The 24,590-nt window shown below is 74.3% G+C and carries 21 protein-coding genes; 9 read left to right on the top strand and 12 right to left on the bottom strand.

Features of this window, described 5'->3' with window-relative positions; all coding sequences use genetic code 11:
• Positions 1 to 6: 6 nt before the first annotated feature.
• The gene (locus FB558_RS01565; RefSeq protein ID WP_246106198.1) at positions 7 to 1,044 is read left to right on the top strand and encodes a sigma-70 family RNA polymerase sigma factor; all 1,038 of its coding nucleotides are present in this window, start codon (positions 7 to 9) and stop codon (positions 1,042 to 1,044) included.
• 62 nt (positions 1,045 to 1,106) lie between these two features.
• Positions 1,107 to 1,649 (top strand): dihydrofolate reductase family protein, encoded by a 543-nt coding sequence (locus FB558_RS01570; RefSeq protein WP_142047406.1) that lies wholly within the window; start codon positions 1,107 to 1,109, stop codon positions 1,647 to 1,649.
• Positions 1,650 to 1,723: 74 nt separating this feature from the next.
• Here FB558_RS01570 and rnhA read toward each other — a convergent pair whose 3' ends face one another.
• Both rnhA and FB558_RS01580 read right to left on the bottom strand, forming a co-directional pair.
• Complete coding sequence (gene rnhA / locus FB558_RS01575) at positions 1,724 to 2,176, bottom strand: ribonuclease HI (protein WP_142047408.1); 453 nt, start codon at positions 2,174 to 2,176, stop codon at positions 1,724 to 1,726.
• 23 nt (positions 2,177 to 2,199) lie between these two features.
• The gene (locus FB558_RS01580; RefSeq protein ID WP_142053529.1) at positions 2,200 to 3,321 is read right to left on the bottom strand and encodes a dipeptidase; all 1,122 of its coding nucleotides are present in this window, start codon (positions 3,319 to 3,321) and stop codon (positions 2,200 to 2,202) included.
• 48 nt (positions 3,322 to 3,369) lie between these two features.
• On the opposite strand from FB558_RS01580, the gene FB558_RS01585 reads away from it, so the two are divergent.
• Together FB558_RS01585 and FB558_RS01590 are read left to right on the top strand one after the other, a co-directional pair.
• Positions 3,370 to 3,852, top strand: a complete 483-nt coding sequence (locus tag FB558_RS01585) for a DUF309 domain-containing protein (protein WP_142047411.1) — start codon at positions 3,370 to 3,372, stop codon at positions 3,850 to 3,852.
• 100 nt (positions 3,853 to 3,952) lie between these two features.
• Positions 3,953 to 5,068 carry a GNAT family N-acetyltransferase gene (locus FB558_RS01590; protein ID WP_170231152.1) on the top strand — a complete coding sequence of 372 codons (1,116 nt, stop codon included), beginning with the start codon at positions 3,953 to 3,955 and terminating at the stop codon, positions 5,066 to 5,068.
• A gap of 22 nt (positions 5,069 to 5,090) precedes the next feature.
• On the opposite strand, the gene dprE2 is transcribed toward FB558_RS01590, so the two are convergent.
• Entirely contained in the window at positions 5,091 to 5,828 is a 738-nt protein-coding gene (dprE2, locus tag FB558_RS01595) for a decaprenylphospho-beta-D-erythro-pentofuranosid-2-ulose 2-reductase (protein WP_142047415.1), read from the bottom strand.
• A gap of 71 nt (positions 5,829 to 5,899) precedes the next feature.
• Between dprE2 and FB558_RS01600 the strand changes: the two genes are divergently transcribed.
• Both FB558_RS01600 and FB558_RS01605 read left to right on the top strand, forming a co-directional pair.
• On the top strand, positions 5,900 to 6,721 hold the full coding sequence (locus tag FB558_RS01600) for a shikimate dehydrogenase (protein WP_142047417.1): 822 nt from the start codon (positions 5,900 to 5,902) through the stop codon (positions 6,719 to 6,721).
• Positions 6,722 to 6,742: 21 nt separating this feature from the next.
• Positions 6,743 to 8,029: an ROK family transcriptional regulator gene (locus FB558_RS01605; protein WP_211365967.1), complete on the top strand. Its 1,287-nt coding sequence runs from the start codon at positions 6,743 to 6,745 to the stop codon at positions 8,027 to 8,029.
• Here FB558_RS01605 and FB558_RS01610 read toward each other — a convergent pair whose 3' ends face one another.
• Positions 8,030 to 8,488 carry a nitroreductase family deazaflavin-dependent oxidoreductase gene (locus FB558_RS01610; protein ID WP_142047419.1) on the bottom strand — a complete coding sequence of 153 codons (459 nt, stop codon included), beginning with the start codon at positions 8,486 to 8,488 and terminating at the stop codon, positions 8,030 to 8,032.
• Between the two features lie 26 nt (positions 8,489 to 8,514).
• Positions 8,515 to 9,387 carry an SDR family oxidoreductase gene (locus tag FB558_RS01615; RefSeq protein WP_425467961.1) on the bottom strand — a complete coding sequence of 291 codons (873 nt, stop codon included), beginning with the start codon at positions 9,385 to 9,387 and terminating at the stop codon, positions 8,515 to 8,517.
• Here FB558_RS01615 and FB558_RS01620 point away from each other — a divergent pair.
• Positions 9,386 to 12,628 carry an AfsR/SARP family transcriptional regulator gene (locus tag FB558_RS01620; protein WP_142047421.1) on the top strand — a complete coding sequence of 1,081 codons (3,243 nt, stop codon included), beginning with the start codon at positions 9,386 to 9,388 and terminating at the stop codon, positions 12,626 to 12,628. The two genes, FB558_RS01615 and FB558_RS01620, sit on opposite strands and share 2 nt — an antisense overlap.
• Here FB558_RS01620 and FB558_RS01625 read toward each other — a convergent pair.
• The 4 genes from FB558_RS01625 to FB558_RS01640 form a co-directional block, all read right to left on the bottom strand.
• Positions 12,618 to 13,490, bottom strand: coding sequence for a carbohydrate ABC transporter permease (locus FB558_RS01625; RefSeq protein WP_142047423.1), 873 nt, complete (start codon positions 13,488 to 13,490; stop codon positions 12,618 to 12,620). The genes FB558_RS01620 and FB558_RS01625 overlap by 11 nt on opposite strands.
• Positions 13,487 to 14,428 carry a carbohydrate ABC transporter permease gene (locus tag FB558_RS01630; protein ID WP_246106199.1) on the bottom strand — a complete coding sequence of 314 codons (942 nt, stop codon included), beginning with the start codon at positions 14,426 to 14,428 and terminating at the stop codon, positions 13,487 to 13,489. The genes FB558_RS01625 and FB558_RS01630 overlap by 4 nt, the downstream gene beginning before the upstream one ends.
• Positions 14,428 to 15,810 carry an extracellular solute-binding protein gene (locus FB558_RS01635; protein ID WP_142047425.1) on the bottom strand — a complete coding sequence of 461 codons (1,383 nt, stop codon included), beginning with the start codon at positions 15,808 to 15,810 and terminating at the stop codon, positions 14,428 to 14,430. The genes FB558_RS01630 and FB558_RS01635 overlap by 1 nt, the downstream gene beginning before the upstream one ends.
• Positions 15,811 to 15,876: 66 nt before the next feature.
• The gene (locus FB558_RS01640) at positions 15,877 to 16,464 is read right to left on the bottom strand and encodes a class I SAM-dependent methyltransferase (RefSeq protein ID WP_142047427.1); all 588 of its coding nucleotides are present in this window, start codon (positions 16,462 to 16,464) and stop codon (positions 15,877 to 15,879) included.
• Between the two features lie 1,119 nt (positions 16,465 to 17,583).
• On the opposite strand from FB558_RS01640, the gene FB558_RS01645 reads away from it, so the two are divergent.
• Positions 17,584 to 18,294, top strand: coding sequence for a DsbA family oxidoreductase (locus tag FB558_RS01645; protein ID WP_246106200.1), 711 nt, complete (start codon positions 17,584 to 17,586; stop codon positions 18,292 to 18,294).
• Between the two features lie 88 nt (positions 18,295 to 18,382).
• On the opposite strand, the gene FB558_RS01650 is transcribed toward FB558_RS01645, so the two are convergent.
• Both FB558_RS01650 and FB558_RS01655 read right to left on the bottom strand, forming a co-directional pair.
• Positions 18,383 to 20,131: a DEAD/DEAH box helicase gene (locus FB558_RS01650; RefSeq protein WP_246106201.1), complete on the bottom strand. Its 1,749-nt coding sequence runs from the start codon at positions 20,129 to 20,131 to the stop codon at positions 18,383 to 18,385.
• Between the two features lie 175 nt (positions 20,132 to 20,306).
• Positions 20,307 to 21,260, bottom strand: coding sequence for an LLM class F420-dependent oxidoreductase (locus FB558_RS01655; protein ID WP_142047431.1), 954 nt, complete (start codon positions 21,258 to 21,260; stop codon positions 20,307 to 20,309).
• Positions 21,261 to 21,334: 74 nt separating this feature from the next.
• On the opposite strand from FB558_RS01655, the gene FB558_RS01660 reads away from it, so the two are divergent.
• Positions 21,335 to 21,937: a CPBP family intramembrane glutamic endopeptidase gene (locus tag FB558_RS01660; RefSeq protein ID WP_142047433.1), complete on the top strand. Its 603-nt coding sequence runs from the start codon at positions 21,335 to 21,337 to the stop codon at positions 21,935 to 21,937.
• Positions 21,938 to 22,055: 118 nt separating this feature from the next.
• Here the strand turns inward: FB558_RS01660 and FB558_RS01665 are convergent, their stop codons facing one another.
• Positions 22,056 to 24,551 carry a Tex family protein gene (locus tag FB558_RS01665; RefSeq protein WP_142047435.1) on the bottom strand — a complete coding sequence of 832 codons (2,496 nt, stop codon included), beginning with the start codon at positions 24,549 to 24,551 and terminating at the stop codon, positions 22,056 to 22,058.
• Positions 24,552 to 24,590 lie beyond the last annotated feature (39 nt).

A 24,590-nucleotide genomic window follows, 5' to 3' on the forward strand; every position in this document is an offset into this window, starting at 1 on the left:
CAGCCCGTGCAGGCCGGGGACGGTGTGGGCGACGAGACCGCGTTCACGACGCTGGTCCAGCGCCACCGGCGCGAGCTGCGGGTGCACTGCTACCGGATGCTCGGCTCCTACGACGAGGCCGAGGACCTGGTGCAGGAGACGTTCCTGCGGGCCTGGAAGGGCATGAGCAGCTTCGAGGGGCGTTCGAGCGTCCGCGCCTGGCTCTACCGGATCGCCACGAACGCCTGCCTCGACGTCCTCGACAGCCGGAGCCGGCGGGTGCTGCCACCGGACCTGCGGCCGCCCTCGGACGCGAGCGCCGACCTGCCGCCCCGCACCGACCTCCCCTGGCTGCAGCCCTTCCCCGACCGGATGTGGGAGCCGGTCGCGTCGGAGGACGCCGACCCGGCGGCGGTGGCGGTGACGCGCGAGACGATCGAGCTGGCCTTCCTGGCCGCGCTGCACCACCTGCCGCCCCGCCAGCGCGCCGCGTTGCTGCTGTTCGACGTGCTGGGGTGGCGGGCCGCGCAGATCGCCCCGGTGCTGGGCGGCAGCGTCGCGTCGGTGAACAGCGCGCTGCAGCGGGCCCGCGCCACGCTGCGCGAGCGGCTGCCCGAGCGGCGCGCGGAGTGGGCGGCGGCGACGGGGGCCACCCCCGAGGAGCGCGCGGTGCTGCGCCGCTACATGGACGCGGTGGAACGCGCCGACCTCGACACCGTCGCGGCGCTGCTCGCCGAGGACGTGCGCACCTCGATGCCGCCGTGGCCGATGTGGTTCCGCGGCCGCGACACGGTGCTCGCCGCACTGGCGACGAGCTGGGACCCCACGGCGCCGCACTACGTCGGGCGGTTCAAGGTGCTGCCGGTGCGGGCGAACGCGCAGCCGGCCGCGGCCGCGTACCTGCGCGCCCCCGGCGACACCGTCCACCACGCCTTCGCCGTCTCCGTGCTGCGGATCGAGGACGGCCTCGTCGTGGAGGCCACCGCCTTCCACGACACCGGTCTGTTCCCGGCGTTCGGGCTGCCCATGACCCTGCCCGCGGCGCTGGCACCGCCCGACCGATGAGTTCCCCGGCGTCCTGCCGTCTCGACAGGGGTCAGGCACAACGATCACTGTGGAGGTAGCTCATGGCGAAGGTGCTGTACTCGGTCACGATGTCGCTGGACGGGTTCATCGCGGGACCCGGCGGTGACATGTCCTGGCTGACGCCCTTCCTCGGGCCGGACCCGCTGGTGACGGAGCTGATCAGCCGGACCGGCGCGATCCTCGTCGGCGGGCGCACGTTCCGCGGCGATTCCCCGCACCGGGGCACCGAGGCCGAGGGGCAGGTCTTCGGTGGCGGGTGGAGCGGTCCCCAGTTCGTGCTCACCAGCCGCCCGCCGCGGGAGCCGCTGCCGGGCTTCACCTTCGTCACGGACCTGCAGGAGGCCGTCACCGCGGCCCGCGCCGCCGCGGGCGACGGCTACGTGGACGTCCTCGGCGCGCGGACCGCCCGCTCGTGCCTGGAGGCCGGCGTCCTCGACGAGGTGCTCACGTGCATCGCCCCCGTCCTGCTCGGCGACGGCGTGCGGCTGTTCGACCACCCGGGCGGCACGACCGTCGCCCTCGAACGGATGGACGTGAGCCACACACCGCTCTCGACCAACATCTGGTACCGCGTCGCGCGCTGACCACCGCACCTTGGAGCCTTACTGCTGATTCTCGGGCCCGGGAAGAGCAGTACGGCTCCAAGGTGCGTCAGGTGTCAGGGGCGGCCTGCAACCTCCGACAGGCCGCGGACGGCCAGGCGGTCGGCGCGCTCGTTCTCCGGGTGGCCTGCGTGGCCCTTCACCCAGAGCCACTCGACCTGGTGCCGCGACGCCGCCTCGTCCAGGCGCTGCCACAGGTCGGCGTTCTTCACCGGGGTCCGGGCCGAGGTGGTCCAGCCGTTGGCCTTCCACCGGGGCAGCCAGCTGAGGATGCCGTTGCGCACGTAGGTGCTGTCGGTGTAGATCCGCACGACGACGGGACGGGTCAAGCTCTCCAGCGCCCGGATGGGGGCCATCAGCTCCATCCGGTTGTTGGTGGTGGGCCCGACCTCGCCGCCGCGGAGCTCCTTCTCGACGGCGCCGTACCGCAGGACGGCGCCCCAGCCACCCGGGCCGGGGTTCCCGCTGCACGCACCGTCGGTGAAGATCTCGACGACGCGGTCCGGCACCGGGTCACGCTATCGCAGCGCGGTCAGGCGGCGGCCGCGTCGTCCACCGCGCGCAGCACGCGCAGCGCGTTGCGGCCGGCGAGCTTCGCGCAGTCCTCCTCGCTCCAGCCGCGCTCGAGCAGCGCGGCGAACAGCACCGGGTAGCGCGACACGTCCTCCAGCCCGACGGGCAGCTCCACCGTGCCGTCGTAGTCGCCGCCGAGACCGATGTGGTCGATGCCCGCCACCTCGCGGGCGTGCTCGACGTGCGCCACCACGTCGTCGAGCGTCGCCCGCGGGCACGGCGGGCCGTCCCAGTCGGCGGCGAAGGCGCTGCGGGCCGCCACGTCGCGGTGGTCATGGCCCGCCGCCGCCATCGCGTCCCCCAGCTCCCGGTCCCAGGCGGTCACCGCCGCCGAGACGAAGCGCGGCACGAACGTCACCATGCAGACGCCGCCGTTCGCGGCCAGTGCGCCCAGCACGTCGTCCGGCACGTTGCGCGGGTGGTCGTTCACCGCGCGGCACGAGGAGTGCGTGAACAGCACCGGCGCCGCGGTCGTGGCGAGCGCGTCGCGCATCGTGGTGGCCGCGACGTGGGAGAGGTCGACGATCATCCCGATCCGGTTCATCTCCCGCACGACCTCGCGCCCGAAGTCGCTCAGGCCTCCGTGCACGGGCTCGTCGGTGGCCGAGTCGGCCCACTCGGTGTTCGCGTTGTGGGTGAGCGTCAGGTACCGGACGCCCAGACGGCGCAGCGCCCGCAGCACCCCGAGCGATCCGGCGATGCCGTGCCCGCCCTCGGCGCCGAGCAGCGAGGCCACCCGGCCCTGCGCGAACGCGGCCTCGGCGGCGTCGGCCGTGGTGGCGAGGGCGAGGTCCGGGTAGCGCTCGGTGAGCCGGTGCACGAGCTCGACCTGCTCGAGCAGGGCCGTCACCGCGTCGGAACCGGCGAACGAGCACGGCACGTACACCGACCAGAACTGCACCCCGACGCGTCCGGCCCGCAGCCGCGGCAGGTCGGTCTGCAGCGCGGGCATCCCGGCCACCAGGTCGGTCCCGGCGACGGCGTCGGCCGGGTCCGGGCCCGCGACGCGGCGCAGCGCCCACGGCAGGTCGTTGTGGCCGTCGACGAGCGGGGTGGCGGTGAGCAGTGCCTCGGCGCGCATGAGGTGATCCACACCGCCAGTGTGCTCCGCGCGTGGCACGGTGTGGACGTGAGCATCGCGCGCGACAGGGACCCGTCGGGACGGGCCCGCAACTCCCGCCCCCGCGACGCGGCGGGCCGCCCGCTCCCCCACGGCGCCGAGGGCGTGGAGCGGGTGCCCGAGGACCTCGTGCTCAGCGCCGACGAGAGCGTCACCGAGGCCCAGCGCCTGCTCGACGCCGGCCTGCCCTTCCCCGCGCACGAGGTGCTGGAGGCCGCGTGGAAGGCCGCGCCGGAACAGGAGCGGGAGCTGTGGCGCGGGCTCGCGCAGCTCGCCGTCGGCCTGACGCACGCGCAGCGCGGCAACGCCAAGGGCGCCGCGGCGCTGCTCGAACGCGCCGCGGACCGGATCGGGTCCTGGGCCGCTCCGCCGCCCGCAGGCGTCGACGTCCGCGGGCTCCGCGCGTTCGCCGACGCGCTCGCGACGCGGATCGCCGCGCACGGCCTCACCGGCATCCCCGAGGCCGACCTGCGCCCGCGCCTGCGCGGCTGAGCAGGTTCCCACCCGGACGAACGGCACTCTCGTCGGTACCTAGCCGACGAAAGTGCCGTTCGTCATGCGAATCCTGGCGCGTCTCCGCCATGATCGGCGGGTGCCGCTGCCCACGTCCGCGCCGACGCTGACCGACGGCGTGGTGACCCTGCGCGCCCACACCCCCGACGACGCGGAGGGCGTGCTGGCGATGGCGCGCGACCCCGAGACCGTGCGCTGGACGAGCATCCCCGTCCCGTACGGCCCCGGCCACGCGCGGCGCTGGATCGAGGAGAAGGCCCCGCACGACTGGCGCACCGGCGCGGCGTTCCGCTGGGCGGTCGAGGCGGACGGGCGCTTCGCCGGCAACCTGGACGTGAACCCGGGTCCGCCGCCGTCGGTCGGTTTCGGGCTCGCACCGGTGGCGCGCGGGCGCGGGGTGATGGCGCGGGCGCAGCGGCTCGCGGCGCGGTGGGCGTTCCGCGAGGCCGGACTGCCGGTGCTGCACTGGTGGGCACAGGCGGGCAACCTCGCGTCCTGGCGCGTGGCGCACGCCTGCGGCTTCCGCCACGAGGGCACGCGGCGCCTCGCCGTGCCCCGCCGCGGCGGGCTGGTGGACGGCTGGTTCGCCTCGCTCACCGCCACCGACCCGATGACCCCGCGGACGATCTGGTGGCCGACGCCGACGCTCACCGGCGAGCGCGTCCGGCTCCGCCCGCACACCGCCGCGGACCTGCCGCGGATCGTCGAGGCCTGCGCGGATCCGCGCACCCGGCACTGGCTGCCCGGCCTGCCGCACCCCTACACCGTGGAGGCGGCACAGGAGTTCGTCCTGACGGCCCGGCTCGACGAGTCGCTCGGGCGCAGCGTCACCTGGGCGGTGGCGGACCCGGTCGACGACCGGCTGCTCGCGAACATCTCGGTGTTCGCGCTCGACGACCCCGTCAACCCCACCGCGGGCGAGATCGGCTACTGGGCCCATCCGGACGCCCGGGGGCGCGGGGTGGTCGGCGGGGCGCTGGACCTGGTCGTGGCGCACGCCGTCACGCCTGTGGCTGCGGGCGGGCTGGGCCGACACCGGCTGCAGATCGGCGCGTCCTGGTCCAACACCGCGAGCCGGCACGTGGCCGAGCGCGCCGGCTTCCGCCTCGCCGGCCGGTTCACCCGCGACGGCGTGGTCGGGATCGACGGCGACCGGACGATCGAGGACGGTGCCTGGTACGAGCTGCTGGCGTGAGCAGCGTCGGCGGGCGGCGGGGCTACCGCGGCATCCGCCGCCACAGGGCCCGCGGGGCGTGCCGCAGCACGGCGAAGATCGGGCGCAGCACGCCCGGCACCCACACCTCGCCGCGCCCGGCGCGCAGCGCGGCCACCGTGGCCTCCGCGACCTCGGCCGGGGTGGACGAGAACGGCGCGGGCGTCATCCCGTCGGTCATGCGCCCGATGACGAACCCCGGCCGCACCAGCAGCAGCCGGACGCCGCTGCCGTGCAGGGAGTCGGCGAGGCCGCTCGCGAAGCCGTCAAGGCCCGCCTTCGCCGAGCCGTAGACGAAGTTGGCCCGCCGCACCCGCGCCCCCGCCACGGACGAGAACACCACGAGCGTGCCGTGGCCCTGGGTGCGCAGGATCGCGGCCAGCTGCAGCAGGACGGCGACCTGGGCGACGTAGTCGGTGTGCACGATCGCCAGCGCGTGTGCGGGGTCGCGCTCGGCGCGGGCCTGGTCGCCGAGGATCCCGAAGGCGACCACGACCACGTCGAGCCGCCCGTGGCGGCGCACGACGTCGAGCAGGACGGAGCGGTGGGTGTCGACGGCGTCGGCGTCGAACTCGACCCGGTCCACCTCCGCGGCCCTCGCCTCGCGCAGCACCTTCTCCTCGGTGTCGAGCTCGGCGCTGCGCCGGGCCGCCAGCACCACGGTGGCTCCCGGGGCGATCCGCCGTGCCACCTCGACCCCGATCTCGCTGCGCCCTCCGAGCACCAGCACGTTCTCCCCCATCCGGCGAGCGTGGCACAGGCCACCGACGGCCTCGCAGCGGACCTCGTGGCGCGCCACGGGATACTGAGCGCATGCGCGCCGCGGTACTCGGACATCCGGTCGGACACTCGCTGTCCCCGGTGCTGCACTCGGCCGCCTACGCCGCGCTCGGGCTCGACGGCTGGCACTACGACGCGCACGAGTGCGACGAGGCCGGCCTGGCGGGGTTCGTCGCCGGGCGCGGGCCCGAGTGGGCGGGCCTGTCGCTGACGATGCCGCTCAAGCGGGTGGCCCTGGACGTCGCCAGGGAGGTCTCCCCGCTCGCGGCCGCCACGGGCGCGGCCAACACGCTGGTGCTGGCGGGCGGGCGCCGCTACGCCGACAACACCGACGTCGCCGGCGTCGTCGCGGCCCTGCGCGGCGCCGGTGCCGCGCCCGGCGGGCGCGCGGTGGTGCTGGGCGCGGGCGGCACGGCCCAGGCCACCCTCGCGGCGTTGCGCGAGCTGGGCATCCACGACGTGGCGGTGCTGGTGCGCAGCCGCTCCCGCACCGGCGAGCTGGACGCGGCGGCCGCCCGCCTCGGCGTCACGCCCACGGTCTGCGACGCCCTCCTCGACCCGGCGCGGGCCCGGGCCGAGCTCGCCACGGCCGACGTCGTCGTCTCGACGCTCCCCAGCGGTGCGGCAGACGCGTTCACCGGCGTCCGGGCGGGCGCCGTCCTGCTCGACGTGGTCTACGCGCCGTGGCCGACGGCGTTCGCCGCGGCGGCCGAGGCGGCGGGGGCGCGCGTCGTCAGCGGGCTGGAGATGCTGCTGCACCAGGCCGTGGCGCAGGTGGAGCTGATGACCGGGCGGACGCCCCCGGTCCCCGCCATGCGCGAGGCCCTCGACGCGGCGGTCGCCGCGCGGGTCTGACCCGCCACCTATCATCCGCCCATGGAGGGCAGCAGGAGCGCGCCGGCACGGCCGGGCACCAACCTGCCGCGCATCGCCGACTTCAACCAGGCGGTGATCCTCAACGCCGTGCGGCACGCACCCGAGGGCCTCTCCCGGGTGGAGCTCGCCGAGCTCACCGGCCTGTCGGCGCAGTCGGTCTCCAACATCACCCGCCGGCTGCTGGACCGCGAGCTCATCACGGAGGCGGGCACGCTCGTGCCGGCCGGGCGGGGCAAGCCGCGCACGTTGCTGCGGCTGCACGCGGGCGGGCACTTCGCGATCGGGGTGCACGTCGACCCCACCGTCACCACGGTGGCCCTGCTCGACCTCGTGGGCGACGTCGTGGCGTCGGTCCGCACGTTGCCCGCCTCCGCGGCGTCCCCGCCGCGGCTGGTCGAGGCGATCACCGCGGCCGCCGACGGGCTGGTCGCCGCCACCGGTGTCGACGCGCGGCGGGTGCTGGGGCTGGGCATCGCCGCGCCCGGCCCGCTCGACCCCGGCACCGGTGTGGTGCTGGAGCCCCCGCTGCTGCCCGGGTGGGCGCACGTGGGACTGCGCGGGCTGCTGCACGAGGCCACCGGCTACCCCGTGGTGCTGCACAAGGACGCGGCGGCGGCGGCGCTGGCCGAGCTGTGGCGGGGCCCGCGGGGGTCGGCGGCCGCGCTGGAGGACTTCGTGTTCCTCTACCTGGGCACCGGCCTCGGCGCGGGCCTCGTCGTCGGCGGCGAGCTCCTGAGCGGCACCACGAACAACGCAGGCGAGATCGGGCACCTGATGGTGGACACGGACGGGCCGCGCTGCAACTGCGGCCAGCGCGGCTGCGTCGGGGCCGCCTGCATGCCCCGCAACCTGGTGGCCGAGGCCGCGGGCGTCGGCCTGCTCCGCAGGCCGGGCACCGACGACCGCGAGATCGACGAGCTGTTCACCGACCTGTGCGCGCTCGCCGCGGACGGCAGCGCCCCGGCGCGCCGGATCCTGGAGGCCAGCGCGTTCCGGCTGGCCCGCGGCGCCGCCACGGTGAGCAACCTGCTCGACGTGCGCGCCGTGGTCTTCGGCGGTCCGATCTGGGATCGGATCAGCGACGTGTACCTGCCGATCCTGCGCGAGACCCTGCTCACCACCACCGAGGCGCGCCGGGTGCACCCGGTCACCGCGCTGGGCAGCTCGCTCGGCGCCGACGTCGGGGCGATCGGCGCCGGCTGCCTCGTGCTGGAGCACGCATTCTCCACCCGGCCGGCCACCCTGCTGCTGGGGGCGCGCGAGGACGCGGTGGCGGCCACTCCCTGATCATCCGGCGCCACGCTGCCCGACGCGCTCGAGGACGACGACCGGGATCACGCGGGTGGAGTGGGCCTGGTAGGTCCGGTACGGCGGGAACTTCGCCACCATCTGCCGCCACAACCGCTCCCGCTCCGCACCGGTGGCGGTGCGGGCCCGCGCCGCGAACCTCTCCCTCCGCACCTGCACCTGTACGTCCGGGTTCGCCACCAGGTTGAGGTACCACGACGGGTGCCGCGGGCCACCGGCGAAGTGGGACGCGACGAGGACGTACCGCCCGTCGTCCTCGTCGAAGAACAGCGCGGTGCGCCGCGGCGTGCCCGTCCGGCGGCCGACCGTCGTGAGCAGCAGGTTCGGCATCCCGCCTTCCCGGTAGCCGCTCGCGCCGTCGGTCGCGAGATAGCGCTGGACGTGCTCGGCCACGCTCGGCTCCGGGGAGTCGACGACGGGCCGGGACGAGTCGTTCATGACCGAGGTCCTTCCCTTCCGAGAGATCACGAGGTCGCTGCCGGGATCCCCTGCGCCCAGCCGCCGTCGACCGCCAGCTCCACGCCGGTGGTGAACGTGGCGTCGAAGGCCAGGAACAGCGCCGCCGCGGCGACCTCCTCGACCGTGCCCATCCGCTGCAGCGGCGTCATCGCGCTGCCCTGCTCCTCGAACGCTGCCCGCTCGGCGTCCGACATCCCGGCCACGCCCATCGTCGGGGTCTTGATGAATCCGGGGGCCACGGCGTTCACCCGGATCCGGCGGGGCAGGAACTCCGCGGCGAACACCTGCCCGAACGACCGCAGCGCCTCCTTCGACCCCGAGTAGACGCTCATGCCCGGGAAGATCAGGTCGTTCGCGACCGTGGTGAGCACGAACGCGCCGCCGTCGCGGACCAGCGGGGCGAGCCGCTGCACGGTGAAGAACGCGCCCTTGGCGTTCACGGCGAACTGCCGGTCGTAGGACTCCTCGGTCACCGCCTCGAGCACGTGGTCGACCTCGGCGATGCCGTGGTTGACGAACACGGCGTCCACCGCGCCGAGCGTGTCCTCCACGAGCGCGCCGAGCGCCGCGATGTCGGCCATGCTGGCGGCATCGGAGCGCACGACGTGCGCGCGACGCGCCGCGAGGTCCGTCCTGGCCTTCTCGACGGTGGTCTCGCTGCGGCCGGTGAGGACCACCTCGGCGCCCCCGTCGAGGAGCGCGTCGACGATCGCCCGGCCCATGCCGTGCGTGCCGCCCGTGACGACCGCCTTCGTGCCCGCGTACCTGCTCATGATCTCCAGCTCCCATCCGTTCGCGATGTCGACACCGACCCTGCACACCGGCGCTGCAGGTTCGGTCCAGATCCGCTCCAGGTCGGCCAGTACGGTGGTGACCATGCGATTCGGCCTGCTCGGCCCGCTCGCGGTGTGGGCCGCGGACGGGACGCCGGTCCGGATCCCCGAGTCGAAGGTCCGGGCCCTGCTGGCCGACCTGCTCCTGCACGAGGGGCAGGTCGTGCCGACCGACCGGCTCGTCGAGGACCTCTGGCCCGCACGCGTGCCGAGCAACCCCGCGGGTGCCGTGCAGACCCGGGTCGCGCAGCTGCGCCGCGCGCTCGAGGATGCCGAGCCCGGCGGCCGGGAGCTGGTGGTCTCCCGGCGCCCCGGCTACCTGTTGCGGACCGGGCCGGACAGCGTGGACGCCCACCGGTTCCGCGCGCTCACCGCGCAGGCGGACACGGCTCCCGACGCGAAGGACAGGGCCGTCCTGCTGGCCGACGCGCTCGCGCTGTGGCGCGGCCCGGCACTGGCCGATCTGGCCGACGAGACGTTCGCGCGCCCGGCCGCGAACCGCTGGGAGGAGCTGCGCCTCACCGCTCTGGAGGCGCAGGCCGAGGTGCGGCTGGAGCTCGGCGAGCACCACCTGCTGGTCGGCGAGCTCACCGACCTGGTGGCCCGCCACCCGCTCCGGGAGCGCCTGCGGGCCGCGCACATGCGCGCCCTCTACCGCGCAGGCCGCCAGGCCGAGGCGCTCGCCGGCTACCGCGAGCTGCGCGACCGGCTCGCCGACGAGCTGGGCATCGACCCCGGCCCCGCGATCACCGCCCTGCACCAGGCCGTGCTGGAGCAGGACCCGCGGCTCGCCGCCCCGGCCCGGACCACGCCGGTCCCGCGGCAGCGGGGCAACCTGCCCGCGCCGCTCACCGAGCTGATCGGCAGGGACGAGGAAGTGGCCCACGCGCGGTCCCTGCTCGAACGGGGCCGGCTGGTGACCCTGGTCGGCCCGGGTGGCGTGGGCAAGACCCGGCTCGCCGTGGCCGCCGCGGCCCTGCCCGACGGGGTGGCCGACGGGGTGTGGTTCGTCGATCTCGCGGGACGCGGCCGCACTCCTACCGAGGCCGCGGTCGGGTGCACCGCCGATGACGTGGCGGAGCTCGTGCTCGCCGTGCTCGGCGTGCGCGACGACGCCCGCCCGGCCGACGGCGGCCCCGCCGACCGGCTCGCCGCCGCCCTGCGCGCCGCCGCACCCGTGATCGTCCTGGACAACTGCGAGCACCTGGTCGAGCCGGTCGCCGAGCTCGCCGGCCGGCTGCTGCCCGCCGCGCCGGGCGTGCGGATCCTCGCGACGAGCCGCGAGCCGATCGGGCTCGCCGGTGAGCTGCTGCTGCCGGTCGAGCCGCTGGAGCTGCCCGCCGCGGCGGCCGGTGCCGATCCCGTGGCGGTGCGGGCGTCTCCCGCGGTGCGCCTGTTCGCAGCGCGCGCTGCGGCCGCCGTTCCCGGGTTCGTCGTCGACGCGGACAACGCCGACGCCGTCGTCGCGATCTGCCGTCGCCTCGACGGCCTCCCGCTCGCCCTCGAGCTGGCCGCCGCCCGCGTCCGCGTGCTGGACCCGCGCGAGCTCGCCGCCCGGATGGACGACCGGTTCCGGCTGCTGACCACGGGCAACCGCGGCGGCCCCGCCCGGCAGCAGACCCTCCGCGCGATGATCGACTGGAGCTGGGAGCTGCTCACCGCGGCCGAGCGCACCGTGCTGCGCAGGCTGGCGGTGCACGTGGACGGGTGCACGCTCGACGCGGCCGAAGCGGTGTGCTCCGGCGACGGCGTCCGCCGCGACGAGGTGGTCGCCCTGCTGGCCCGGCTGGTGGACCGCTCACTGGTCGTCCGCACCGAGGGGCCGGACGGCGCGCGGTACCGGCTGTTGGACTCCGTGGCCGCCTACTGCGTCGACCGGCTGCGCGACGCGCGCGAGCAGGACCGGGTGCGGGCCGCCCACCGGCGCTACTACACCGGGCTCGCCGCGGACGCCGAGAGCCTGTTGCGCGGCCCGCTCCAGCGGCAGTGGCTGCGCCGCCTCGACGCCGAGACCCCGAACCTGCGCGCCGCCCTCGCCGACGCGACGCGGGAGGCCGGACCCGGCGGCGCCGCCCTGCGTCTGGTCGTCGCGCTGGCCTGGTACTGGGTCCTGCGCGGCAGGCTGCGCGAGGCGGAGCGATCGCTCGCGGCAGCGCTGCGGGTCGGCGCCGGCGAACCCGACGACACCAGCGCCGCCGCCACCTGGCTGGCGGGCGTGACGGTGCGGCTGGGCGACAGCACCGCCGCGGCCGCACGGGCAGCGGCGATCCGCAGCAGCCCACCCACCGCCGACCCCGGGCGCGCCAGGGCGGAGCTGTTCCTCGGCGCCGCCCTCATCGGCTTCGGCGACGTCGCCGCCAGCGAGGCGCTCGTCGACAGGGCCCTCCGGACGTTCCGCGCCGGCGGGGACGAGTGGGGTGTGGCGGCCGCGCTCGGCATCCGGGCGCGGCAGGCGCTGACGCGCGGGGCCATCACGGACATCACCGCCGACGCCGAACGGAGCACGGCCCTGTTCCGCGGGCTCGGTGACCGCTGGGGGCAGCTGCAGGACACGTTCACCCTCGCCTCCCACGCCGAGATCACCGGCGACCACGCCCGGGCCGCGCGCCACCACCGGGAGGGGATGCGCATCGCCGAGGAGCTCGGGCTCTGGACCGAGGTGGCCGACAAGCTGTCCGGGCTGGGCCGCATCGCACTGCTGTCCGGCGACCACGACCAGGCGGACGAGCTCCACGAACGCGCCCGGCGCCTCTCCGCCGAGCTCGGGTACACGGTCGGCGAGGAGTTCGCCGAGCTGGGCCTGGGTCTCGGCGCGCGGCGGCGCGGCGATCTCGACCGCGCGGAGTCGCACCTCCTCGCGTGGCTGGACTGGGACCGCCGGATGGGGGCCACCGGCGCCGTCGCCCTGATCCTCGCCGAGCTGGGCTTCGTCGCCGAGCTGCGCGGCGACGCCCCGAGCGCCCAGCGGCTGCACCGGGAGTCGCTCACGGCCGCCCGCGCGTCCGGCGACCCGCGCGCCGTGGCCCTGGCGGTCGAGGGGTTGGCCGGTGCACATGCGGCCGCCGGGCGCCACGCGGAAGCGGCAGGGCTGCTCGGGCGGGCGGCAGCGCTGCGGGAGTCGGTGGGTGCCCCGCTCCCACCGGCCGAGCGCGGCGACGTCGACCGGATCGAGGAGGCCGCGCGGGCCGCGCTGGGCGCCCGGGCGTGGGACGAGGAGTTCGCCGCCGGCCACCGCGCGCCCCCCGACGACCTCGGCACCATCGACGACGGGCCGGCTACCCCTTGACACCGCCCGCCGCCGTGAACCCGGCACCGATCCGGCGGCCCAGCAGCAGGTAGAGCAGCACGACCGGGGCCGAGTAGAAGATCGAGAACGCGGCGAGCTGCCCGTAGGCGACCTGCCCGTACTGCGAGGAGAACGTGAACAGGCTGACCGCGGCCGGCAGCTTCTCCGGCGAGAGCAGCAGCATGAACGGCACGAAGAAGTTGCCCCACATGCCCACGAACGTGAAGATCGTGACGACCGCCATGCCCGGGCGCACCAGCGGCAGCACCACCGACCAGAGCGTCCGCACCATCGACGCGCCCTCTGTCCAGGCGCTCTCCTCCATGTCCATGGGCACCCCGTCGAAGAAGTTCTTCGTGAGGAAGAGCGCGAACGGCAGCGAGGAGGTCGCCAGGAACAGGATCGCCCCGGGCATCGAGTCGATCAGGTTGATCTGCACGAACATCGCGTACACCGGGATCATGATCGCGGTGATGGGCAGCCCGGTGGCGAAGATGATCGTGAGCAGGAACGGGCGGCTGGCCCGCGAGCGGTAGCGCGAGAGCGGGTAGGCCCCGAGCGCCGCGCACACCACCGTCAGCAGGGTGGCCCCGCCGCAGAGCACGACCGAGTTCCACAGCGGCCGGAACGTGGTCTCCACGTTCATGATCTCGCGGTAGTTCGCGAGGCTCGGTTCGGCGGGCCAGGCCACGGTCAGGCTCGCGTTCGGGTCGAACGAGGCGAGCACCACCCAGAGCAGCGGGATGCAGTAGAACGCCGCGATGAGCAGCAGGCCGGCGTTTGAGGCGATGGCCGCGCGCCGGACCCCGCGGACGGTGGCCCCGCGCGACGGAGCGGCGGGACGGGCGTCGACGGCGCTCATACCTTGTCCTCCTTCGGGAGCACCCGCAGGTAGGCGATGGAGGCGACACCGCCGATGAGCAGCAGGATCAGGGCCACCGCGGTGCCGTACCCGAGCTGCCCGTAGCTGAACGCCCGCTCGTACATGTAGAGCGGCAGCGTCTGGCTGGACGTGCCGGGCCCGCCGGTCGTCATGATGTAGATCAGACCGAAGACCGACAGCGTCTGCAGGGTGATGACCATCAGGTTCGTCATGATCGACGGGCGGAGCAGCGGCAGCGTGATGGAGAAGAACCGCCGCGCGGGGCCCGCGCCGTCCATCCGCGCGGACTCCTCGATCTCCGGCGAGATCTGCGACAGGGCCGCGGTGTAGATCAGCATCGAGAACGCCGTGCCGCGCCAGATGTTCGCGAACGACACCGCGAGGATGGGCAGCGAGAACAGCAGGTCCTGCGGCGGGATCCCGACCACGCCCAGCAGCGCGTTCAACGACCCCTCGTCGCCGAGGAAGGTGTACCAGAGGTAGCCGGTGACGACCTCGGGCAGGATCCAGGCCCCGATCACGATGGAGCCGGTCACCGCGGTCACCACCGTGCTCGCGCGCCGCATCAGCAAAGCGAGCACGAGGCCGAGCACGTTCTGCCCGATCACCGCCGAGACGATCGTGAAGACCAGCGTCAGGCCGACGGAGTTCCAGAAGGCACCCGTCGTGAACGCCTCGGCGAAGTTGGCCAGGCCGACGAACTGCGTGTCCGACGAACCCTCGCCGCGCAGCGCCCGGTTGGTCAGCGACAGGTAGACGCTGTAGAGGACGGGACCGGCGAGGAACAGCAGGAGCAGCAGCACCGCGGGGGCCAGCGGCGAGGCCCGCAGCAGCGAGCGCCGCCGGTCGGGGCCGTTGCGCCCGGGGGGCGCCGCTTCGGCCGCCCCCGGCGTCGTCATGGTCGTCACCGCCGCCATCACGCCTCCTGCGCCGTGCTGTCGGAGCCGACGATCTCGGCGACCGCCGCGTCGTAGGCCGCGGCCGCGGCCTCGGGCGGCACCCCGCGCATCGCCGCGTCGGTCGCGGTCTGCAGTGCGTTGGAGACCTGCGGGTACGGCGCGAGCGCGGGCCGGTAGGTGGCCAGCGGCACCAGGTCGGTGAAGAACTCGATCGTGGGCGAGTACCCGCGGTAGTCGGGGTGGCTCACGACGTCCCGGCGGTTGCTGACCTTGTTGTCGTCGATCGTCCAGGCCAGCACGTGCTCGGTCGAGCACATCTCGGTGAGGAACTGCCACGCGAGGTCGGGGTTCGGCGCCCGGCTGGGCAGCGCCCAGGACCAGCCGCCCGCCAGCGTGACCACGCCGGGGTCCTGTCCGAACTGCGTGGGCATCGCCGCGACCGCCATGGTCTCCGCCCATTCCGGCCACTCGCCCGGCTTGCCGGGACCCCAGTTCTGGTTGATCCAGTTGCCGTCGATCGCCGCGGCGATCCGGCCCTCAGGAAGCCAGGAGGTGTTGATCGTCTCGGCGATGTTCGGATCGAGCGCGTCGGCGAGGCCCGGCCCGAGCCCCTCGGCGTACACGGTCTGGATGAACCGCAGCGAGTCCACCAGCCCGGCGCTCCCGGTCACCCACTTCCGCGTCGCCTCGTCGTACAGCACCGAGCCGGTGCCGTAGAGCAGCATCTGCACGCCCTGCATGCTGGTCTTCTCGCCCTGCGGCTTGCCCGCGAAGATGTTCACCGGGATGACGTCCGGCAGCCGTTCCTTGATCGTGCGGAACGCCGTCAGCAGGTCGTCCCAGTTGCGCGGCTCCCACGGCACCGGCAGCCCGGCCTGCGCGAAGAGCTCCCGGTGGTACCAGATCGCCCGGGTGTCGGTCGGCGCCGGAACCGCGTAGACGCGGCCATCCTCACCACGCACGGCCTGCTGCGCGACGTCGTAGAACTCGTTCCAGACCGGCCACGGCTCCACGTAGTCGTCGATCGGACGCAGGTACCCGGCCGCGATGTCGGACTTCAGGATGAAGGTGTCCTCGTAGACGATGTCGGACGTGGTGCGCTCCGAGGACATCATCAGCTCGTTCTTCGTGAAGAAGTCGTTCTCCGACGCGACGAGCGGTACGAGCTCGACCGTGACGTGCGGGTTGCGGACGGCGAACGCCCCGGCCACCCGGGTCAGGTAGTCCTGGATGATCCGGCCCGAGCCCCACTGCTGGTAGCTGATCCGCAGGGTGTTCGCCTCGGCCTCGGCGCTGCCGCACGCCGTGGCGCCCAGCAGCGGTGTCGCGACGACGGCGCCGCCGAGCGCCTGGAGAAGGGTGCGCCGAGCCAGTGGCCGCGTGCTGCGTGGTGCGGTCATCGAAGTCCCCCGAACCTCGTCGGTGAGGTGTGTGCGGGGTTCAGTAAAAACGATGGACAAAATCTGTCAAGAGGAAGCGCGCGTGTGGACCGCGACCACGTAGTCGCCGCCCGTGTACGGCTCCCGCTCCCAGGTCGCGAACCGGTCCTCCGGCACCGCGCCCGCGGCTTCGCACCAGCGGTCGTAGTCCTCGAGCGAGGGCCAGTCCGGCCGGAGCGGGAAGCCCGCGAGGAGGCGGCCACCGGGCGCGAGGTGCGCCACGCAGGCGGCCACCGCGGCGGCCCGCCGCTCGGGGGCCACGTAGGGCACGACGTTGCCGGCGAGCACCACGACGTCGAAGCGCTCCGGGCGGTCCAGGTCGGCGAGGTCGGCCGTGACCCACTCCAGCTCCGGCGCCTTCTCCCTGGCCGCCGCGATCATCTCGGGGTCCGCGTCCACGCCGAGCACGGCGATCCCGCGCCGGTGCAGCTCGATGCCGACGCGCCCGGTGCCGCACCCGGCGTCGAGCACCGTGGCGGGGCCGTAGGAGGCCACCAGGTCGGCCTCGCCGTGCACGTTCCGCCCGGTCTCGGCCAGCTTCCGGAACCACTCGTCGTAGCGCGCGGGGGCGGTCTGCGCGCGCCAGGCCTGCCAGTCGTCGGGGAGATCGGACACGGGCGTCAGGTTAGATGCACTGCCACGGCGGTGGGGACGGCGCACTGGGGCCCGCGACGGCCGATGATCCTTCCGAGATCCACGGATCCGCCCCGCCGAGGGCGATCATCTCGATCTCGGATGGATCGATCGTTGCGAGGTCGGGCTGTTCGCCCTCAGCGGGGCGATCCGATGGATCTCGCAACGATCTTGCCGGTGCGGTGGGCACGACGTTCACCGGGTCGTACAGCAGTCGCCCACGCAACCCTTCTGCCGCGACGCACCCCGTCGGCGGGTCGCGCGGGACGGGCGAGCGGACACGGGGTGCGCGAGCACGCCCGAGGTTGCCGACTCGTAGGGCGGGTTGCGTGGGCGCGCCGTACCCGGCTCGACACGACCTGCCCCACCCCCGGGATCAGGGCCTCCCCCCGAGTTCGGTCCGGTGCCCCGCCCGGCTTTCGTGGCCGGGTGGCCCGGTTGGCGCAACTACCGGGTGACGTGGTCGCCCGGGCGGCCGTCCCCGACTTCCAGGCACGCCCGTTCTCGACGAGACCGTCCCTGCCGGGTGCCACGCGGCTGGCGGTGGTGCCGTTCCACCCCCCGCAGCGAGGCCGTGCCCAACGAAGCAGGACCCTGAGCCGCACCCGGAAGGGGGCGAATATCGGCTCCCCGGGGCGTCATGATCGGGGAGTCGGCGCGTTCCCGGGTGGATTTCGCCCGTTTTCGCGCCGACTTGCCGATCATGGCCACTCCGGGCGGCATCCGAGCCGATCCGGCGAACACGTTCCCGCGTAGTCCATGCCCCGATCCCGCCAACCACGGGGTACGTGAGGTATCCATGGTCAGATCGACACCAGCGCTGTCGGGGGCGAACTCCCACAGCGCTGGTGTCGACCTGACCATGAAAGGGGCGCGTTCAGCGGAACGCCAACGGCCATGATCAGCAGGAGTGGTGCGAGGGCGACAGATCTGTCGCCGTGCCACCACTCCTGGCGATCACCCGGCGAGGAGTACGTGAGCGGGGCCGCGAGGGGCCCTGACGTGCGACTCCCCACGCGCGCTGCCGCGTGATGGCCGGCGAACGCGTGTGGTCAACGCACGAGATCGCCGGGAACAGCCGTCCCGCACCGGTGGTTGAGCGTGGACGTGAAGGTGGAGATCTGGTCCGACGTCGTCTGCCCGTGGTGCGCGATCGGCAAGCGCCGGTTCGAGAAGGCGCTCGCGGGGTTCGCCCACCGCGACGAGGTCGAGGTGAGCTTCCACAGCTTCGAGCTCGACCCGTCCGCGCCGCGCGAGCGGGAGGGCGACCTCGCCGAGCACCTGGCCGGCAAGTACGGGATCTCCCGCGATGAGGCCGCGGACAAGCACCGGCAGATGACCGCGACGGCCGCGGCCGACGGCTGGGACTTCCACTTCGAGCGTGCGCGCGCCGGCAACACCTTCGACGCCCACCGCCTGCTGCACCTCGCCGCCGAGCGGAAGGTGCAGGACGCGGTCAAGGAGCGCTTCCTCCGCGGCTACCTGGAGGACGGCGCCCCGATCGGCGATCCCGACACCCTGGTGCGGCTGGCCGCCGAGGCGGGACTCGACGCCGACGAGGCCCGCGCGGTGCTCGCCTCCGACCGCTACGCCGACGCGGTGCGCGCCGACCAGCGGCAGGCCCAGGCGTACGGGATCAGCGCCGTGCCGTTCTTCGTGGTCGACCGGAAGTACGGGTTGGCGGGCGCGCAGCCGCCGGAGGCCCTGCTGCAGGTGCTGGAGACGGCATGGACCGAGGCCCACCCCCTGCAGGTGCTCACCCCGGCCGGCGGCGACGCGGACACCTGCGCCGACGGCTCCTGCGCCATCTGATCACTCGCTCCACGCGCACCTTGGAGCCTTACTGCTGTTCTCGGGCGTGAGAATCAGCAGTAAGGCTCCAAGGTGCGAGGTTGGGGTCTCAGTCGCGGCGGCCGCGGCCGGCGCCGGCCCCGGCGAAGCCGCGGTCGCGGCGCACGTTCGCGCGGCGGCCCTTCAGGGTCGTGGCGCCGCGCAGGCTGCGCAGCACGTCGTCGGCGGCGTGCTCGGGGATCTCGACCAGCGCGTGCCGCTCGTGGATCTGGATGGCGCCGATGTCGCGCCCGGACAGGCTCGACTCGTTGGCCAGCGCACCCACGATGTCCTGCGGGCGCACGCCGCTCGCGCGGCCCGCGTTGACGAACAGCCGCGTGGTGCCCGCCTTGGGCGGGCGGGTGCCCGCGGCGCCGCCGCGGCTGCGGGGCTCGCGACGCTCGCCGGCGCGCGGGAGCGCGACGACCGGGATGTCCTCGTCGTCGTTCGGGGCGCCGGTGGCCTCCTGCAGCAACCGGACCGCGGCCGCCGCCACGTCCACGCCGTCGAACTCGGCGGCGAGGACGTCCAGCATCGCGCGGACACCGTCGGCGTCGGCCGGGGAGCCGGGCTCCTCGTCGCGCAGGTCGGCGACGAGCCGCTCCCGGAGCACGGCGGCGGTGCGCGCCAGCCGGGCGGCCCGCAGGTCGGCGGCCGTGGGCACGGGCGCGAACTCGATGGGCTGCCCGGTGAGCCGCTCGACGCCGCGCATCGCGTGCACCTTCGACGGCGGGACCAGCGTGATCGCCACGCCCTCGCGGCCGGCCCGGCCGACGCGGCCGATGCGGTGCACGTAGGCCTCGGACGACTGCGGCACGTCGTGGTTGACGACGTGGGTGAGCAGGTCGATGTCGAGGCCGCGGGCGGCGACGTCGGTGGCGACGAGCAGCTCGGTGCGCCCGCTGCGCACCCGCTCGACCACGCGGGTGCGGTGCTCCTGGTCCATGCCGCCGTGGAGGGCCTCGGCGCGCAGGCCGCGGGCCGTGAGCGTCTCGGTGACGGCGTCGACGTCCAGGCGGGTGCGGCAGAACACGATCGCCGCCGTGGGCCGCTCCGCCTCCAGCACGCGACCGAGCGCGGCGGTGGTGTGGCTGCGGGGCACGAGGTAGGCGGTCTGGCGCACCTTCGGGGCCTCGCCCTCGGGCACCGCCTCGCGGCGGATCCGGACCGTGACCGGCTCCCGCAGGTACTTCTGGGCCAGCGTCTCGATGCGCCGCGGCATGGTGGCCGAGAACAGCACGGCCTGGCGGGTGTCGGGGGTGGCGTCGAGCAGGGTCTCGATGTCCTCGACGAAGCCCATGTCGAGCATCTCGTCGGCCTCGTCGAGCACGACGGTCTCGAGGGCGTCGAGGCGCAGCGAGCCGCGGTTCATGAGGTCGATGGCCCGGCCGGGGGTGGCCACGACGACGTCGACCCCCTGCTGCAGCGCCTTCCACTGCGGGCCGACGGGAGCGCCGCCGTACACGGTGACGACACGGGCGCCCACGCCGCGCCCGTAGCGGGTGACGGCCTCGGACACCTGCAGGGCGAGCTCGCGGGTGGGGGTCAGGACCAGACCGAACGGCGAGTCGCCACGGCTGCGCTCGGGGCGCTGCGCGGCGAGGCGCTCGAGGATCGGCAGCGCGAACGCCGCGGTCTTGCCGGTGCCGGTGGCTGCCTGCCCGAGCAGGTCACGGCCCTCGACCAGCGGTCCGATCGACTGGGCCTGGATGGGGCTGGGGTTCTCGTAGCCCAGCTCCTCGACCTCGCGCTGCAGCTCGGCGCGCAGCGGCAGGTCGGAGAAACGGGGCAGGTCGAGCTCGTGCTCGTTCTCGCTCAAGAAAAATCTTCCGACGCAGGGACGGGAGCACGGACGGCGCTCCCGCGGGCGAGCCCGCGGGGCCTGCGGCACGCGTACTACCTGGCCGGTGCGGTCTCTGGTGGCTCCAACGCACCACCGATCACACATAATCCCAGGTGATCGCGGTCACGGCCGCACCGGGGCCCGGCCGGCGTCACCGCAGGGCCGGCAGGACGTCCTTCTCCCAGGCCGTGAAGAAGCCCTCCATGTCGCTGCCCATCTGCGAGACGTAGAGCTCGTCGACGCCGGCGTCGAGGTACGGACGGACCTGCGCCACCTGCTTGTCGACGTCGTCGCCGCACGCCACCGACTCCGCGATCATGTCGGGGGTCACGAGCGTCTGGGCGTCCATGAAGTCGCGCGGCCGCGGGAGCGTCTGGGCGAGCTGGCCGGGCAGGCCCTGGTTTCCCCAGGTGCGGTGCGCGATGTCGAGCGCGCGCTCCGCGTCGCGGTCCCAGCTCACCTTCGTGCCGGCCTGCACCGGCTTGCCCTGCCCGCCCGCCTCCTGGAACACCCGGATCAGGTCTGCGTCGGGCATCGTCGTGATGTAGCCGTCGCCGATCCGGCCCGCGAGCTCCGTGGCCTGCGGGCCGAACCCGGACACGTAGATCGGCACCGGCTGCTCGGGCAGCGTGTAGATCCGCGCCTCCTGCACCTCGTAGTAGGTGCCGTGGTGGCTGACCTCCTCGCCCCCGTGCAGCAGGCGGATCACCTCGATCGCCTCCTCCAGCATCTCCAGCCGAACCCCGACCGAGGGCCACTGGTCGCCGAGCACGTGTTCGTTCAGCGCCTCGCCGCTGCCGACGCCCAGCACGAACCTCCCGTCCAGCTGGGTCGCGGCGGTCGCGGCGGCCTGGGCGATGACCGCCGGGTGGATCCGGAACGTCGGGCACGTCACCGCCGTCGTGACCGGCAGCGACGTCGCCTGCGACAGCGCGCCGATCACCCCCCAGACGAACGGGCTCTGCCCCTGCTCGTCGTTCCAGGGGTGGAAGTGGTCGGAGATCCACAACCGCTCGAAGCCCGCGGCCTCCGCGCGCTTGGCCTGGTCGATGAGCTCCTTCGGGCCGAACTGCTCGCAGGACAGGAAGTAGCCGATGCTCGCCATGCCTCTCCCCTACCCGCGATCGGGCCGCTCGACCCCACCGCGGGCGCGCCCCGGGCGTCCGGCACAGTCGGGTCGTGCCCGAACCCCCGCGCCGCCGCCCCGTCGTCGCCGCCACCACCGCGGTGGGCACGGCGCTCCTCGGCGCGTCGCTCGCCGCCCGGCCCGGTTCCCGCGCGTTCACCGCGCTGACGCTCGCCACCGCCGCCACCTGGACGGCCGGCGGCCTCGCGGCCGGACCGGTCCCCCGCGGCCGTGGTGTGGCCGCACCCGTGGCGACCGGCGCGGGCGTCTTCGCCGCCTTCTACGGGGCGGCGTTGGTCGCACGGCGCATCCCCGTCCTCGACCGCGCGCTCACGTCGGTGCTGCGGCACGCCGACGCCGGTCCCGGCCCGCTCGTGCTGGCCACCACGCTCGCCAACGGCGCCGCCGAGGAGATCTTCTTCCGGGGCGCGGTGTACGGGGCCGCCCCGCACCGTCCGGTGACCGTGTCCACCGCGGTCTACGTCGCCTCGACGGTCGCCACCCGCAACCCGGCGCTCGTGCTGGCGTCGGCCGTCATGGGCACGCTGTTCGCCCTGCAGCGGCGCGCGACCGGCGGCGTCCAGGCCCCGCTGCTGACCCACGTGACCTGGTCCACCCTGATGCTGCGGTTCCTGCCGAGGCTGTTCCGCCGCTGACGGCACGGCCGAGCGCGCCTTCAGGCGGCTCCCGCTGCTCGCACACCGAAATCAGGTCTCGCACACCGACTGCAGTCGGTGTGCGAGACCCACGATCGGTGTGCGAGCGGGGCGGGCCTCAGCGCTTTCCGTCGCCGCCCGAGAGGCCCGCGCGACGCAGGGCGTCCGCCATCGCGCTGTTCATCGGGGCAGGGGCGCCCTGGCGCTGGCCGCCACGGCGGTCGCCACCCTTGCGGTCCCCGCCCCGTCCGCGCTGGTCGCCCTGCTGGTCCCGGCGGCCCTGCCCGTCGCCCTTCCGGTCCCGCGGTCCGCCCTTCTGGTCGCGCGGTCCCCGGTTCTGCTCGCGCGGCCCCCGGTTCTGCTCACGCGGGCCGCGGTTCTGGCGCGCTCCCCCGCCGGCCTCGTCCTCGAGGCGCAGGGTCAGCGAGATCCGCTTGCGCGCCTCGTCGACCTCCAGCACCTTGACGCGCACGACGTCGCCGGATTTCACGACCTCGCGCGGGTCGGACACGAACTGGGTCGACATCGCCGAGACGTGCACCAGCCCGTCCTGGTGCACGCCCACGTCGACGAACGCGCCGAACGCCGCCACGTTGGTGACGACGCCCTCCAGCAGCATCCCCGGCTTCAGATCGGCGATCTTGTGGACGCCCTCGGCGAAGGTGGCCGTGCGGAACGCCGGGCGCGGGTCGCGCCCGGGCTTCTCCAGCTCGGCCAGGATGTCGGTGACCGTCGGGAGCCCGAACGTCGCGTCGACGAACTCGTGCGGCTTCAGCGACTTGATCTTCTGGGCGTTGCCGATCAGCGCATCGATGTCGGTCTTGGCGCGGGCCAGGATGCGGTGCACCACCGGGTAGGCCTCGGGGTGCACGCCCGAGACGTCGAGCGGGTCGTCACCGCCGCGGATGCGCAGGAAGCCCGCGCACTGCTCGAACGCCTTCGGGCCGAGCCGCGGGACGTCGGCCAGCGCGGTGCGGGTGCGGAACGGACCGTTCGTGTCGCGGTGCTGGACGATCTGCGCGGCGAGGCCCTCGGTGATGCCCGAGACCCGGCGCAGCAGCGGCACCGAGGCGGTGTTGACGTCCACCCCCACGGCGTTCACGCAGTCCTCGACCACGGCGTCGAGCGAGCGCGACAGCGCCGACTCGGCCAGGTCGTGCTGGTACTGCCCCACCCCGATCGACTTCGGGTCGATCTTGACCAGCTCGGCGAGCGGGTCCTGCAGCCGCCGGGCGATCGAGACCGCGCCGCGCAGCGACACGTCGAGGTCGGGCAGCTCGGCGGACGCGAACGCCGACGCGGAGTACACCGAGGCGCCGGCCTCGCTGACCATCACCTTGGTGAGCTTGAGCGCCGGGTTGTTGGCCACCAGCTCACCCGCCAGCTTGTCGGTCTCCCGCGACGCGGTGCCGTTGCCGATGGCGATCAGGTCGACGTCGTGCGCCGTCGCGAGCCTGGTGAGCTTCGCCAATGCGCCGTTCCAGTCGTTGCGCGGCGCGTGCGGGTAGATCGTGTCGGTGGCCACGACCTTGCCGGTGGCGTCGACGATCGCGACCTTCACCCCGGTGCGCAGGCCCGGGTCCAGACCCATCGTGGCCCGGCTGCCGGCGGGCGCGGCGAGCAGCAGGTCGCGCAGGTTGGCGGCGAAGACGCCGATGGCGCCCTCCTCGGCCACCGTGCGCAGCCGGACCCGGATGTCGATCGACAGGTGCATGAGGATGCGGGTGCGCCACGCCCAGCGCACGGCGTCGTTCAGCCACTTGTCGGCCGGGCGGCCCTGGTCGGCGATCCGGAAGGCGGCCGCGATGGTGCGCTCGTAGTCGGTGACGACGCCCGGCTCGGCGGGCTCCGCCTCCGGCTCCAGCGTGACGTCGAGGACCTCCTCCTTCTCCCCGCGGAACGCCGCGAGGATCCGGTGCGAGGGGAGCTTGGTGAACGGCTCGGAGAAGTCGAAGTAGTCGGCGAACTTCGCGCCGTCGGCCTCCTTGCCCTCCCGCACCTTGGTCACCAGCACCCCGCGCGACCACATCCGCTCGCGCAGCCCGCCGATGAGGTCGGCGTCCTCGGCGAAGCGCTCCACAAGGATCGAGCGGGCGCCCTCCAGTGCCGCGGCGACGTCGGCGACCTGCTCGTTCAGGTAACCCGCAGCGACCGTCGCCGGATCGTGGGTGGGGTCGGCGAGCAGCATGTCGGCGAGTGGCTCCAGGCCGTTCTCGCGGGCGATCATCGCCTTGGTGCGGCGCTTGGGCTTGTACGGGAGGTAGATGTCCTCCAGCCGCGCCTTCGACTCCGCGGCCATGATCCGCGCCTCGAGCGCCTCGTCCAGCTTGCCCTGCTTGCGGATCTCGTCCAGCACGACCGTGCGGCGCTCCTCGAGCTCCCGCAGGTAGCGGAGCCGCTCCTCGAGCGTGCGCAGCTGCGCGTCGTCGAGGGCCCCGGTGGCCTCCTTGCGGTACCGGGCGATGAACGGGACGGTCGACCCGTTGTCGAGCAGGTCGACGGCGGCGGCCACCTGGTGCGGCCGGACGCCGAGCTCGTCGGCGATGCGCTGCTGGACGGGTTGCGGGCGGAGCGGGCGCGGATCCTGCTGGGTCGGGAGCGGCGTGCTGGTCACCCGCCCATCGTCCCGGTCGCCCCGCGGCGCCGCACCGAG

It is taken from the genome of Pseudonocardia kunmingensis (assembly GCF_006716445.1).
Classification (GTDB): Bacteria; Actinomycetota; Actinomycetes; order Mycobacteriales; family Pseudonocardiaceae; genus Pseudonocardia; species Pseudonocardia kunmingensis.

Bases quoted from the DNA above. Each gene is read 5' to 3' on its own strand.
- FB558_RS01620 (WP_142047421.1), top strand. From the start codon at position 9,386: ATGCGATTCGGCCTGCTCGGCCCGCTCGCGGTGTGGGCCGCGGACGGG.
- FB558_RS01580 (WP_142053529.1), bottom strand. From the start codon at position 3,321: ATGCGCGCCGAGGCACTGCTCACCGCCACCCCGCTCGTCGACGGCCAC.
- FB558_RS01615 (WP_425467961.1), bottom strand. From the start codon at position 9,387: ATGGTCACCACCGTACTGGCCGACCTGGAGCGGATCTGGACCGAACCT.
- dprE2 (WP_142047415.1), bottom strand. From the start codon at position 5,828: ATGGGGGAGAACGTGCTGGTGCTCGGAGGGCGCAGCGAGATCGGGGTC.
- FB558_RS01655 (WP_142047431.1), bottom strand. From the start codon at position 21,260: ATGGCGAGCATCGGCTACTTCCTGTCCTGCGAGCAGTTCGGCCCGAAG.
- FB558_RS01600 (WP_142047417.1), top strand. From the start codon at position 5,900: ATGCGCGCCGCGGTACTCGGACATCCGGTCGGACACTCGCTGTCCCCG.
- FB558_RS01625 (WP_142047423.1), bottom strand. From the start codon at position 13,490: ATGAGCGCCGTCGACGCCCGTCCCGCCGCTCCGTCGCGCGGGGCCACC.
- FB558_RS01605 (WP_211365967.1), top strand. From the start codon at position 6,743: ATGGAGGGCAGCAGGAGCGCGCCGGCACGGCCGGGCACCAACCTGCCG.
- FB558_RS01635 (WP_142047425.1), bottom strand. From the start codon at position 15,810: ATGACCGCACCACGCAGCACGCGGCCACTGGCTCGGCGCACCCTTCTC.
- FB558_RS01570 (WP_142047406.1), top strand. From the start codon at position 1,107: ATGGCGAAGGTGCTGTACTCGGTCACGATGTCGCTGGACGGGTTCATC.
- FB558_RS01630 (WP_246106199.1), bottom strand. From the start codon at position 14,428: ATGGCGGCGGTGACGACCATGACGACGCCGGGGGCGGCCGAAGCGGCG.
- FB558_RS01610 (WP_142047419.1), bottom strand. From the start codon at position 8,488: ATGAACGACTCGTCCCGGCCCGTCGTCGACTCCCCGGAGCCGAGCGTG.